This window comes from Sorangium sp. So ce131, from assembly GCF_051519095.1.
Lineage (GTDB): Bacteria > Myxococcota_A > Polyangia > Polyangiales > Polyangiaceae > Sorangium.
This window is the reverse complement of the sequence record NZ_CP150455.1, coordinates 10,590,954-10,603,884: the sequence shown is the minus strand read 5'-3', so window position 1 is coordinate 10,603,884 and position 12,931 is coordinate 10,590,954. Positions and strand designations below refer to the sequence as shown.

Sequence of the window (12,931 nt, the reverse complement as noted above, 5' to 3'; positions counted from 1 at the left end):
TCCGCCCGCGACGGCCCGCCTCCCGCGCTGTCCTCGACGCGTGGGCGGGAGCTTGATAGAGCGCGGCGAATGCAGAGGCCACACCGCCGGCTCGCGAAGCGGCTCGCGCTCGCCGCCGGCCTCCTCCTCGCGCCGGTCGTGGTGGCGCACGGCCGGGTCTGGCTCGACGACGGGGCGCCCTCCGAGAGCGTCGGCAGCCCGGGGGAGGGGCGCCTGCGGCACGGGCACCCGATTCCCCCCTCGGGCCCCGGCCACGTCACGTATTCGTACCTGGGGGCGAGCCTCGGGCGCCAGTACGTGCACGGCGCGGTGCGGGACGTGCTGCTCGAGGCGTTCGCCGCGCGCGCGGCGGAGCGGCCTGGGCGCCGCTTCGTCGTGGGCGAGGCGGGGTGGCCTCGGGGCGGGCCGTTCTGGCCCCACCGCAGCCACGAGAACGGGCTGAGCGTCGACATCTTCGTTCCGCTGCGCGACAGCGCGGGTCGCCCCGCCGACGTCCCGACCTATCCCTGGAACCAGCTCGGCTACGGCGTCGAGCTCGACGCGGCGGGTCGCCGGGGGGACTTGACCCTCGATTTCGACGACCTGGCGCGGCTCCTGTCGGCGCTTGAGGAAAAGGCACGATCGAAGCGGCTCCGCATTCAGCGGATCCTGATCGCGCCGGAGTATGTGCCCTTGCTGCTCGCGAGCCCCGCGGGCCGCGAGCTGGGCGCGCTCTCCCGGGCCATTGTCCGGGTCCCGGTCTGGTGGCGCCACGACGAGCACGTGCACATCGATTTCGCGCTCGGCGCGCGCTGACGCGCCCGTCGCAGCCGGCTCGCCGACGGGCGCGGCGGGCGCTCGACGAGCAGGTGTATCGCACGTCGCGCTCGTCACGGCTGAGCGCGCTTGGCCGGCCGCGCCGCCTGCCGCGTGCCAGACGAGAGCGGCGCCCCGTTGAGCCGCACGCCCTTTGGCAGGCATGATATCGTGCGGATTTCCGGCTTTGCAGGCAAGGTGTTGAGAAGGAGGCCATTGTGGCAAAAAAGACGACATTTGTCCTGGTGCACGGCGCCTGGCACGGCGCCTGGTGCTACAAGCGCGTCGCGGCGCCGCTGCGCGCGCGTGGGCACGAGGTCTACACGCCCACGCTGACCGGCCTGGCCGATCGCTCGCACCTCCTCGACGGGACGGTGAACGTGTCGACGCACATCGCTGACATCGCGAACCTGCTCCGCTGGGAGGAGCTCACGGACGTGGTGCTGTGCGGCCACTCCTATGGCGGCATGGTGATCACGGGGGTGGCGGGCCTCGTCCCGGATCGTATTCGCAGCATGGTCTATGTCGACGCGTACCTGCCGGAGGAGGGGCAGAACATGCTCGACATGGTGCCCGAGTTCTTCCAGAAGACCTTCCTGGCCGCCGCGTCGAAGAGCGGGGGAGTCGTCGTTCCGGCGCTCCCGGCCGAGCTCATGGCCGTGAACCCGCGAGACGTCGCCTGGGTGGACGCTCAATGCACGCCGCAGCCTTACGCGACGTTCGTGGAGAGCGTCGCCGGCCGGGCGGCCGTCGACCGGATCGGGAAGCGCATGTACATCTACGCGGCGGGCTGGAGCCAGACGCCGTTCACGCCGATCTACGAGCGGCTGAAGGAGGACCGCTCGTGGACCACCCACGCGGCGCCGTGTGGTCACGACATCATGGTCGACATGCCGGAGCTCCTGGTCGAGCTCCTGCTCGAGGCCGCCTGAGCGTCACGCGCGCACCCGAGGTGCTCCGGGTGCTGCGCACCTCGCGGCGGTGAGCCGGAAGGGCGCCCGGTTCGTGATACAGGATCTCACGGGCGCCGAGGGGCTCGACGCGGGCGGCGTGTGCACCGGATGCCGATTCCTGCGCGAGCGCGCGGCCGCGCTGGTATCAGGGCCGCCATGACGACGATGCGCGCCAAGCGAACGGTCTCGGCCCCCCGTAGAGCCCCCGGCGCGGCCGCTCCAGCGGCCCCTGCTCCGCGCGCGGCGCCGGAGCGAGCCCACGTGCTCGACGTCCCGTTCGCGATGCGCGCGGTCGCGTCCGCGAGCGGCGCGCGCTGGGACGCGGCGCACGGCGTGTTCGTCGTTCGCGCCGAGGCGCTCCCGCCGGCCCTCGCGCCGTTCCGCGCCGCGCCGTACTCGTGGGAGCGGCGCATCGAGCGCGAGCTCAACGACGACCCCGCGCCCGCGCCGGCGGCCCCCGCGGGGGCGATCGTCCTCCGCCCGCACCAGCTGGACGGCGTGCGGGCCATCGCCGCCGCGAAGGCCGAGAGGCGCGCCGGGTTCCTCCTCGCCGACGACGTCGGCCTCGGCAAGACGATCACCGCCTGGGCCGCGGTCCTCCGGATGCCGGACGTCGCGACGGTGCTGATCGTCTGCCCGCTCGCCGTCGTCGCGCACTGGCGCCGCACGGTTCAGGCGATGGGCGACGCGGGCAAAGAGATCGTGATCATCAACTACGATCGGCTCGGCAAGCTCTTCGAGGTGACCCCGGAGGCGCGGCGGAGGATCCGATCGAAGAAGGGCCTCGCGCGCGCCGGCAGCGCCGCGGAGTTCGACGTGGTGATCTGGGACGAGAGCCACCGCTGCAAGAACCCGGCGGCGGCGCGCTCCAAGCTCGCGGTCAAGCTCAACGCACGCGCAGGGTTCGTGCTGTGGCTCTCGGCCACCGCGGGGCAGAACCCGCTGGAGCTGTCGTACCTCGCGCCGCTCCTGGCGAGCGCCACCGGGAGCCGCTCCGCGGATCTGAAGGACTTCGAGCAGTGGTGCGCCGATCAGGGGCTCGGGGTCGCGCGCGGCGCGTTCGGCAGGTGGGACTGGCGCGGCGATCCGGCGGACTGCGAGAAGGTGCGCGCCCTCCTGTTCGACGGACGTCCCGCCGTGGGGATGCGGCGTCGCCCGGAGGACGTCGCCGGCTGGCCCGAGATCAACCGCATCCTCACCCCCATCGAGCTCGACGCCTCCGCGCGCGAGCTCTACGCGCAGGCGTGGACCGCGTTCCGCCGGGAGATGGAGCTCGCGCCGAAGGGCGCGAACCCGAGGTCGGCGCTCGCCGCGACGCTGCGCCTGCGGCAGAAGAGCTCGCTCATCCGCGTGGCGGGCACCGTGGAGCTCGTGGGCGAGCTGCTCGACAACGGGCATCAGGTCGCGGTCTCCGTCGCCTTCCTGGAGACGCTCGAGGCCGTGCAGGCCGCGCTGGCCCGCGAGCGCGTCCCGTGCGCGCTCATCCACGGCGCGATGCCGGCCGGCGAAAAGGAGGCCGAGCGCCTCCGCTTCCAGCGCGGCGAGCCGCGCGTCGTGCTCTTCACCGTGGAAGAAGGGATCTCGCTCCACCAGGGCGAGCACAACGAGGTGCCGCGCTCGGAGGTGATCCACGATCTGCGGTGGTCGGCGATCCAGATGGCGCAGATCGAGGGCCGCTGTCACCGCGATGGACGTTTTGCGCAGGTCTACTGGGCCTATGCCGACGGTACCGTCGAAGAGAAGATCGCCGCGATCGTGTGCCGCAGGATCCAGTCGATGAAGGCGATGGTCGGCGATGACGTCGAGACGATGCACGAGATCGAGCGGCTGCTCGCCGGAGCCGATTGAGGCGCGTCACGCGCTGAAGCCGTGGTCGTCGCCTGCGGCCCGACGGGACCTGCGCTTTCATCGCACGGCGCAGCGAGGTGAGTGGCGCGCGCGCCCGGCTCGCCGGGGAGGGTAGCCGCTGGCTTGTGGACCAGCGCCAGCGGCGCGGCACAATTGTTAATGATTGTTAAATTGAGCAATATAGCGTTAATCGAGCCGTTCCCGCAGCTGAATGTCCAGGTTCGCAGATGGCCGCTCAGTCGGAGCGCTTGCTCGTCCCGGCCTATCGGTCTAGGATCTCTCGCATAGACCTGGAGGCCGCGACAGGCCTCCATCGCAAAAGGAGCGTCCATGCGTCGGTTCAGCCCTGCTGCCCGTTTGCGGTTCTTCATCGCTGCCCTGACGGCAGGTACGGCGATGGTGGCGACCAGCGCCCTCTTGGCCCCCTCGAGCGAGGCGGCGCCCGGGGCAAATTGCACCTACTTCAGCGACGAGAGCCACACGGACGTCGTCGGCCAGTACGGCCGCGACTGCTGTAACAACCGGATCGCGTGGGGCGACAAGACGCCCCACTACGAGTGCGGCGGGTGCTTCCTCTGCACCCCGCCTCCTCCCTGAGGCAAATTCGCGACGCTCGGGGGCCGGGTCCTCCTTGGTCTCTCTTCAGCCGCGATGCAGCTTCAGCATCTCTCGGCCCACCTCGGTGTCGGCGAAGTCCGGCAAGCCGTCGGCGTCGGTGCTCGCGCTGAGGGCCCGGTGGGCATCGTCGCTGGCGCCAAGCTCTTGCAGCGTCAGCTTGGCGAGCACGTACGCGTCGCTCCCCAGCAACAGGCGTCGCGGCTGCCTGTCCATCGACGCGAGCTCGAGCAGCGCCTTCGCGGCCTTCTCGGGCACGCCGCGCGCCGCACCGGGGTTGCCCCGGAGCCGCTTGTTGGTCGCGCCCACGGTGGCCTCGTAGTCGGGCTGCGACGCGTGGATCTTCATCGAGCTGCCAGCCCAGTCGGTGGCGAAGCCGCCCGGCTCGACGATGGTGACCTGGATGCCGAGCGGCGCGACCTCGTTGAGGAGGACCTCGCTGAAGCCTGCGACGGCGAACTTCGCCGCCTGGTACGCACTCAGGCCCGGCGTGCCACCACGCCGTCCGCCGATGGAGCTGATCTGCAGGATGCGCCCGCTGCGCTGCTTGCGCATCACGGGCAGCACCGCGCGCGTGACATGCACGACGCCGTAGAAATTGGTGTCGATCTGCGCGCGGAAATCGTCGAGCGGGGTATCTTCAGCCGAGTCGATGTTCGCGTAGCCCGCATTGTTGACGAGCACGTCGATGCGACCGAAGGCGTCGACCGCTTCCTTGACCGCGCGCGCGGCCTGCTCGGGCTGCGTGACGTCGAGCGCCACCGCCTTCACACGTTCGCCGTGCTGTTTGACGAGGTCACCGAGATCGGCGGGCCTGCGCGCCGAGGCGACGACGCGGTGCCCGGCGGCGAGCACGGCACGGGCGAGGGCGGCGCCGAGCCCCCGCGAGCTTCCGGTGATGAACCAGACTTGCGAGTTGTTCTCTGTCATGCTCGAAGCATCGTGCGCAAAGCGCCGGCGATCAAATCCGATCGCGCCACAAGTGAATCGAATCACGCCAGCGGTTCGGGGTCGTCCCCTCCCAGGCTCGGAACGCCCGCGTGAAGGAGTTGACCTCGTCGAAGCCGAGCAGGAAGGCGATCTCGTTGACGTCGACGTCGGGGGTGCGCAGGAGGCGCAGCGCGGCGTGGTGCCGGACCTCATCGAGCACGTGCTGATAGCTGACCCCCAGCTCGCCGAGGCGCCGCTGTAACGTGCGCGTGCTGAGCGACAGCTCGCGCGCCACCTTCGCGACGCTCGGTCGCTCGCCCGACATGCGGCGAGCGACCACCGCGCGGACCTGCTCGACGAACGAGCCATGCTCGAGGGGCGCGAGCTTCTGGTCGAGGCTGGGGACGAGCACCTGCAACAGGTCGGCGTTGTGCGTGATGAACGGCGTCGTCAGGAGGCGCTCCTCGAGGACGAGCGCATCGCGCTTTGCGCGGAACCGTAGCTGACAGCCGAAGAAGCGCAGCAGCATCGGCTCGTCGCTGCGCGCGCGAGAGAGCTCGACGCGCTTCGGCGCGAGCGCCAGCCCGCTGCCTCGCTGCAAGAGCACGAGGAGCGAGGCGAGCGACGCATCGACCAGACGCGGGGGAGCGGGGCCGGGCGCGTGCAGGTAGGTCGTGTGAATCGCCACCTCTTTCCCCTTCGTGTCGACGGCCATGTCCTTCGGCCCGCAAAGCCGCTTGTAGCGGGCGAGCTTGGTCAAGGCGGTGCCGAGATCGGGAGAGTGCAGCGCCGCGAGCGACGAGATGTCATACTCGTGCACCTGCGTCTCCGTCGCCAAACGAAGCCCGACGTCGTGTGTCGACGACGCGCCGAGCGCCTCCCAGAAGGTGAAAAACTGCTCGGTGCTCAGCTGGCCGCTGGACGGCACCCGCGCGGCGGCGGTCGCGAGGGCCACGTTCGCTCCGAGACGCTCGAGCCGAGCGCGCACCGCGGACGAGAGGTGGACGACGTCACCGTTCATCGCGGAAAACATACGGACGTCTAGCCGCCACAACCAGTCCGATCGCGCCAACCATGGACGGGCAGAACCGCCAGACGGCGGGACCGCTGTCACCCTTGTTACGTGTTCCACCTCGTTCCCCTGCCTCGCGGTGCGCGGCGGCCTTTGCACCGGCGTTCCGGCCGCCGACCGAGCCTCGCGTTCATGAGGCCGGTCTCTGGCGCGATGCGCGCGAGACGCGGGAACGCCGAGCGCGGTAGACGGCTACAGGCCGAGCTGCCAGCGCCCGCCCGCGCCACGCCGGCGAGCGCGGCCCCACCCGACGGCGCTCCCCGCTTGGCACCGCCCGATCCCCGCCCCAACCAAGGGACGAGAGATCATGTCCTCCAGCGCCGCCTACAACATGTACGTTTTCCGCAGCAGCCGCCGCGACGTCCCGGGCCCTCGGCTCACCGCCGAGCTCGCCGCCGACGTCCAGGCGATCGCCGCCCCGTCGTCCCCCGGCCAGAGCGCCCTCCGCCGGCTCGTCCTCCGCGCCTTGATCCGCGCCGGCGAGCTCGAGTCGCTCCTCGCCGACGCCGCCCGCCCGGAGCCCGCCTCCCTCCTCGCGCGCGTCGCCGACGACCTCGCCGCGCTGCTCGTCAGCGGCGCATCCCCCGCCTCCACCCCCAGCGCCCTCCGCGTCGCACCCGAGTCCATCGCCGCCCTCGACGTCCCGGCGACCGTCTCCACCTCGCCGCCCGAGGGCTTCTCTTTCTACGCGCTCCATCCGCTCGATTACGCCCGTCTGGCCGACCGACTCGCGTCGTCGCAGGCCCCGGTCCGGGTCGTGGGCGTCCGCAGCATCGGCACCACCTTGAGCGCGGTGACCGCCGCGGCGCTCCGCCGGCGGGGGATCCGGGCCGACCGCATCACGGTGCGCCCCTCCGGCCACCCCTACGATCGCCGCGTCGAGCTCGGCCCCCAGGAGCTCCGCTGGGTCGCGGACGGCCTCGCCGAGGGCGCGCAGTTCTGGATCGTCGACGAGGGTCCAGGCTTCAGCGGCTCGTCGTTCCTCTCCACCGCCGACGCCCTCGTCGCCGCCGGCGCCCCGCACGCGCGCGTCGTCCTCCTGGGCAGCCGCACCCCGGACCCCGACGCCCTCGTCGCCTCGGACGCCGCCCGGCGGTGGCGCTCGTTCCGCTCCGAGCGCGCCCAGGACGGCGCGTTGCCTCAGGTCGATGCCGGCGAGTTCATCGGCGGCGGCGCGTGGCGTCGCCACACCTACGACGACGACGAGGCGCGCTGGCCGCCCTCCTGGACGACCATGGAGCGCCTCAAGTACATCTCCCGGGACGGCAGCCGGCTCCTCAAATTCGAAGGGATGGGCCGTTACGGCGCCGAGTGCTTCGACCGCGCTCACGGCCTCTCCCACGCCGGCTTCGGCCCGGCGCCACGCGACGAGGGCGAGGGCTTCTTCTCGTATCCGCGGCTCCCGGGCCGGCCGCTCCAGGCCGGCGATCTCTCCGCCGCCGTGCTCGAGCGCCTCGCCGACTACTGCGCCTTTCGCGCCTCGGCCTTCCAGGTCCCGAGCCCGGCGGTCGACGAGCTCATTGCGATGAGCCGTAACAATTTCTCAACCGAGACCGGCGGCGAGCTCCCGGACCACGTCCGCCCGGAGATCGTCCGCCCCGCCATCGTCGACGGCAAGATGGATCCCCACGAGTGGCTCCGGTCTCCTTCCGGCGAGCTCTTCAAGGTGGACGCGTCCGGGCACGGCGACGATCATTTCCTCCCTGGCCCTGCGGACATCGCCTGGGATCTCGCCGGCGCCATGATCGAGTGGCGCATGGACGCCGCCGCCCGCAGCGCCTTCCTCGAGCGGTATCGCCGCCGCTCGGGCGATCGCCCCGAGCCGCGCCTCCCGGCGTACCTCGCGGCGTATTCGCTGTTTCGCCTCGGGTACGCCGCCATGGCCGCCGCGGCGCTCCAGGATCCCGGCGAGGCGCGGCGCCTGCTCGCCGCCCGGGATCGTTATCGCGCGGCCCTGCTCGAGGACCTCTCGAGGACCTCGGCCTCGTAGGCACTGCAAGCGCCCTCGGGTGAAGCCGCCAGCCCGGCTCGGGGCGAGCACGCCGCGAGCTCGTTTATTTCCCGACCCTCCTCTACGGATCTCCGCGATGGTGCTGCGGGCGCGCCGGCGATAGGTTCGCCGCCGTAGCCCCTGTTCGTCCGCGGTAGCCTCGCGCGGAAGCTGTTTCGAGCTCCATGCCCGTAGCAGGCCGAAGAACGCACTCATGCTCAAGCGCCTGATCCTCGTCGCCGGCTCCCCCTCGAGCGGTGATGAGCCGTCGGGCCGCCGGGGGCCGCTCCTCTCCTTGGCCGAGAAGGCGGAGCTCTCCGCCGAGTTCCCCGGCGTGGAGATCGACGCGCCCTGGCCGCCCAGGAATGCGCCCCACGCCGCCGTCGACGCGCGGGCGTGGCGCGCGTCCGCGATCGATCTTTGGGCGCTCGACACGCACCTGCACGCGCTCGACGCCCGCGGCGCCTTCGAGCTCCACCTCCTCCACCTCGACGCGCTCGAGCGCGGGGGCGCCGCGCGGACCGCGTACGAGGTGCTCACCCGCTGCCAGCGCTTCGTCCGCAGGCGGAACGTCGCCTCCGCGACCGCGGTCTTCGCGCGCGTGCTCGCGCGGCACCGGGACCTGTACAACCTCGACAAACCCCTCCTCCGCGCCGATTACGACCATGCGATCGACGTCTGGCAATGGATGCTCCGGCTCGATCCCGGCGCCGGCGTCGCCGCCCAGGCGGCGGCGCTCTTCCACGACATCGAGCGGCTGGTCTCGGAGGCGGACGTCCGGGTCGAGCACCGCGCGCGGGACTACCAGGCGTTCAAGGACGAACACGCGCGGCGCGGCGCGGCGATGGCGTGCGCCACGCTCGCCGGCCTCGGGCTCCCGCCCGAGGTGATCGACCGCATAGGCGACCTGGTCGCGTCCCACGAGCGGCCCGGGGATGACGCCGAGCTCGCCCTGCTCAACGACGCCGACGCGCTCTCGTTCTTCTCGCTGAACAGCGCCGGCTTCCTCGATTACTACGGGCCCGAGCACACCCGCGCCAAGGTGGCGTACACGCTCCGCCGCCTGCGCCCGGCCGCGCGGGCGCTCCTGCCGCGGATCCGCTGCCGCCCCGAGGTGGAGGTGATGATCGCCGGCGACCGCGAGTCGAAGAGGGCAGGGGCGCCGTCCCCCGCGGAGACGCAGGCATAGAGGAGGTCCGGTTCGCAATGAGGCTCGTCATCTTCGGTCTGACGATCAGCTCGTCCTGGGGCAACGGCCACGCCACGTTGTGGCGCGGCGTGATCTCCGCGCTCGGGCGGGCCGGGCACCACGTCACCTTCTTCGAGCGCGACGTCCCCTACTACGCCTCTCACCGGGATCTCCACGCCCTCTCGCACGGGAACGAGCTCCGGCTCTACCCCTCGTTCGAGGACATCCTCCCCGAGGCCCGGCGCGCCGTCGCCGAGGCCGACGCGGCGATGGTGACCTCGTATTGCCCCGACGGCGCCGCCGCGACGGAGCTCGTCCTCGAGTCGCGCCGGCTCAAGGTGTTCTACGACCTCGACACGCCGGTGACGCTGGATCGGATCAACGCCGGCCAGTCGGTCGGTTACATCGGCCCGCGCGGGCTGGTCGATTTCGACTGCGTGCTCAGCTACACGGGCGGCGAGGCGCTCGAGCAGCTCCGGACGAAGCTCGGCGCCCGGCGGGTGTTCCCCCTCTACGGCAGCGCCGATCCCGAGGTCCACCGCCCGGTGCCCCCGCGGGACGTGTTCCGCGGGGATTTCTCGTACCTGGGCACGTACGCCGCCGACCGGCAGGAGGCGCTCGCCGCCCTCTTCCTCGAGGCGGCCGGGCGCCTCCCGGAGAAGCGGTTCGTGATCGGAGGGTCGCTTTACCCCGAGAATTTCCCGTGGGCGCCGAACATCTATTACATGCGCCACGTCGCGCCGCCGGATCACCCGGCGTTCTATTGCTCCTCGCCGCTCACGCTCAACGTCACCCGGGGCGCCATGGCGGCGATGGGGTATTGCCCCTCCGGACGGCTCTTCGAGGCCGCGGCCTGCGGGACGCCGATCCTGAGCGACAGCTGGGAGGGGCTCGACCAGTTCTTCACGCCGGGCAAGGAGATCCTCGTGGCGAGGACCACGGACGAGGCCGTGCAGGCGCTCTCGCTCCCGGCGGGCGAGATCGCGGCGATCTCCCGCGCCGCGCGGGAGCGCGTGCTCGCGGAGCACAGCGCCGCGCGGCGGGCGGAGGAGCTCGTCTCCATCCTCGAGTCGGTGTCCGTGTCATGAAGGAAGGGAGAGGACCATGTGGGGAGTGATTCCGGCGGCGGGCCTCGGGAGCAGGATCCAGCCGCTCGCGTTCTCGAAGGAGCTCCTCCCGGTGGGGACGCGCAAGGACGGCGACGTGGAGCGGCCGCGCGCGGTGAGCGAGTACCTCATCGACCGGATGATCCTGGCCGGCGCGACCCGGATCTGCATGGTGATCTCGCCGGGGAAGTCGGACATCGTCGAGTATTACGGCGGGAGCGTGGGCCCGGCGAACGTCTGTTACGTGGTGCAGCCGGTGGCGGCGGGGCTCTGCGACGCCATCTTCCGGGCGCTCCCGTGGATCGCGCCCGAGGAGGACGTGCTCGTGGGGCTGCCCGACACGGTGTGGTTCCCCGAGCACGGGCTCCGCTTCCTCGACGGCGGCGGGCTCTCGTTCCTGCTCTTCCCGGTCGCGAACCCGGAGCTCTTCGACGCGGTCGTCACCGACGAGAAGGGCCGGGTGCTGGAGATCCAGGTCAAGCAGAAGGACGCCTGCTCGCAGTGGATCTGGGGCGCGTTCAAGCTCACCGGCGCGGTGATGCGCGAGCTCCACGACCTCTGGGTCGAGCGCGGCCGGGAGGACCCGTACATCGGGACGCTGGTGAACGAGTACCTGGCGCGCGGCGGCACCGCGCGCGCCGTGCGGGCCGGCGAGGCCTATGTCGACGTGGGGACGCTGCATGGCTACCGCGAGGCCATCCAGCTCCTCAGCGGCGCGAACCTTTGACTTGGAGGAGCCATGGAGAGCAGCGTGCGGAACGTCGATGACGCGACGAAGTTGACCCGCGAGCAGATCCAGGAGCGCGTGCGCGGGCTCGGGCAGTGGTTCCATAACATCGATCTCGGCGGGGTGAAGACGGCGCCGGACCACTTCCTGGGCGACTATCCCGCCATCAAGTGGAAGAACTTCGCCCACGCCATCCCGGCGGATCTCTCGGGCAAGACGGTCCTCGACATCGGCTGCAACGCGGGCTTCTACTCGATCGAGATGAAGCGGCGCGGGGCGGCCCGGGTGCTCGGGATCGACAGCGACGAGGACTACCTCGCGCAGGCGCGCTTCGCCGCGGAGGTCTCCGGGGCGGACATCGAGTTCCGGAACCTCTCGGTCTACGACGTGGGCGCCCTCGGCGAGCGCTTCGACATCGTGATCTTCATGGGGGTCCTCTACCACCTCCGCCACCCGCTGCTGGCGCTCGACCTGCTCCACGAGCACGTGGTGGGCCACACGCTGGTCTTCCAGAGCATGCAGCGCGGCAGCGCCGAGGTGCCGCAGCTGGAGGGCGATTATCCCTTCTCCGAGAAGCGGATCTTCGACGAGGAGAGCTATCCAAAGCTCCATTTCGTGGAGCACAACTACTCGCACGATCCGACCAACTGGTGGATCCCGAACCGGGCCTGCGCGGAGGCGATGCTCCGGAGCGCCGGCTTCGAGATCGTGGACCACCCGGAGCACGAGGTCTACATCTGCCGGCGCGGCGAGAAGGGCGAGTGGGTGCCGGGCGCGGTCTATCCGGCCAGGCGAGCCGGCAAGCAGGGAGAGCGGGAATGATCGAAGCAGTGATGCTCTGGAACGAGCCGAACAACAAATCGCACTGGGATTTCGAGATCGATCCCGAGTGGACGACGTACGGATCCATGGTGAAGCTCGCCGCCGACGCGATCCGGAGCGAGCGCCCGGACCTGCCGCGGGTGCTGGGCGGCATCTCGCCGATCGATCCGGCGTTCATCGCCAACATGGGCCGCCAGGGCGTGCTCGATCATGTGGATGTGGTCGCGGTCCACGGCTTCCCGCTCGACTGGAACCACTGGCAGATCCACGAGTGGCCGAGCAAGCTCGACGAGATCCGCGCGGTGACGAACAAGCCGATCTGGATCACCGAGATCGGCGTCTCCACGTTCGGCGCCGAGGAGGTGCAGGAGTTCGGCCTGAAGCGGAGCGCCGAGCTCCTGCGCGGCAAGGTCGACCGGGTCCACTGGTACAGCCTCTATGATCTGCCGCGGGCCTGGCCGGCGACCACGCGCCATCGCGAGGCCGAGGGCTCGTCGTACTACCGTCATTTCTACATGGGCCTGCTCCGCGAGGACGGGACGCCGAAGCGCGCGCTCCGCCTCTTTCCGGAGTGCACCCCTGATTTCGGTCTCTGTCAGTGGTTCCATTTCGAGGATCACCGGCTCGACGACGCGGTGGAGTGGCTGAAGAAGCTCGGTGTGCGCCACCTCCGCACCGGGCTGAGCTGGGCCGACAGCTTCCGCCCCGGCGCCGAGGCGTGGTTCGACCGTCAGATGAAGGTGCTCGAGCCGTTCGATGTGACGCTCACCTACTGCTTCACCCCGGAGCACGCTGGCGTCAGGCCTCACCACACGAGCCCTCCGCAGCGGATCGAGGAGTTCGCCGAGTTCTGCGCCCGGATGACGCGGCGTTACGCGAGATAG

At 70.9% G+C, this 12,931-nt stretch carries 12 protein-coding genes; 10 read left to right on the top strand and 2 right to left on the bottom strand.

The features are described from left to right. Positions 1–69 precede the first annotated feature (69 nt). From WMF43_RS38610 to WMF43_RS38595, 4 genes are all read left to right on the top strand, one after another. On the top strand, positions 70–795 hold the full coding sequence (locus WMF43_RS38610; protein WP_437672639.1) for a penicillin-insensitive murein endopeptidase: 726 nt from the start codon (positions 70–72) through the stop codon (positions 793–795). Between the two features lie 218 nt (positions 796–1,013). After that, positions 1,014–1,727 (top strand): alpha/beta fold hydrolase, encoded by a 714-nt coding sequence (locus WMF43_RS38605; RefSeq protein ID WP_437672637.1) that lies wholly within the window; start codon positions 1,014–1,016, stop codon positions 1,725–1,727. A 282-nt stretch (positions 1,728–2,009) separates the two neighbouring features. Next, on the top strand, positions 2,010–3,596 hold the full coding sequence (locus WMF43_RS38600) for an SNF2-related protein (RefSeq protein ID WP_437672635.1): 1,587 nt from the start codon (positions 2,010–2,012) through the stop codon (positions 3,594–3,596). 330 nt (positions 3,597–3,926) lie between these two features. Beyond that, positions 3,927–4,193, top strand: a complete 267-nt coding sequence (locus WMF43_RS38595; RefSeq protein WP_437672633.1) for a DUF6289 family protein — start codon at positions 3,927–3,929, stop codon at positions 4,191–4,193. A 45-nt stretch (positions 4,194–4,238) separates the two neighbouring features. On the opposite strand, the gene WMF43_RS38590 is transcribed toward WMF43_RS38595, so the two are convergent. Further along, positions 4,239–5,141, bottom strand: coding sequence for an oxidoreductase (locus tag WMF43_RS38590; protein WP_437672631.1), 903 nt, complete (start codon positions 5,139–5,141; stop codon positions 4,239–4,241). Positions 5,142–5,172: 31 nt separating this feature from the next. Further along, positions 5,173–6,312, bottom strand: coding sequence for an AraC family transcriptional regulator ligand-binding domain-containing protein (locus WMF43_RS38585; protein ID WP_437672629.1), 1,140 nt, complete (start codon positions 6,310–6,312; stop codon positions 5,173–5,175). A 208-nt stretch (positions 6,313–6,520) separates the two neighbouring features. Here WMF43_RS38585 and WMF43_RS38580 point away from each other — a divergent pair, with 208 nt between their 5' ends. From WMF43_RS38580 to WMF43_RS38555, 6 genes are all read left to right on the top strand, one after another. Beyond that, a complete protein-coding gene (locus tag WMF43_RS38580) occupies positions 6,521–8,203 on the top strand; it encodes a hypothetical protein (protein WP_437672627.1) in 1,683 nt (560 codons plus the stop codon). Between the two features lie 214 nt (positions 8,204–8,417). After that, a complete protein-coding gene (locus WMF43_RS38575; protein ID WP_437672626.1) occupies positions 8,418–9,392 on the top strand; it encodes a DUF4202 family protein in 975 nt (324 codons plus the stop codon). Between the two features lie 17 nt (positions 9,393–9,409). Continuing rightward, complete coding sequence (locus WMF43_RS38570) at positions 9,410–10,480, top strand: CgeB family protein (RefSeq protein ID WP_437672624.1); 1,071 nt, start codon at positions 9,410–9,412, stop codon at positions 10,478–10,480. 16 nt (positions 10,481–10,496) lie between these two features. After that, on the top strand, positions 10,497–11,225 hold the full coding sequence (locus WMF43_RS38565; RefSeq protein WP_437672622.1) for a nucleotidyltransferase family protein: 729 nt from the start codon (positions 10,497–10,499) through the stop codon (positions 11,223–11,225). A 12-nt stretch (positions 11,226–11,237) separates the two neighbouring features. Then, the gene (locus WMF43_RS38560; RefSeq protein ID WP_437672620.1) at positions 11,238–12,047 is read left to right on the top strand and encodes a TIGR04290 family methyltransferase; all 810 of its coding nucleotides are present in this window, start codon (positions 11,238–11,240) and stop codon (positions 12,045–12,047) included. Continuing rightward, positions 12,044–12,931 carry a glycosyl hydrolase gene (locus tag WMF43_RS38555; RefSeq protein ID WP_437672618.1) on the top strand — a complete coding sequence of 296 codons (888 nt, stop codon included), beginning with the start codon at positions 12,044–12,046 and terminating at the stop codon, positions 12,929–12,931. Before WMF43_RS38560 ends, WMF43_RS38555 begins: the two co-directional genes overlap by 4 nt.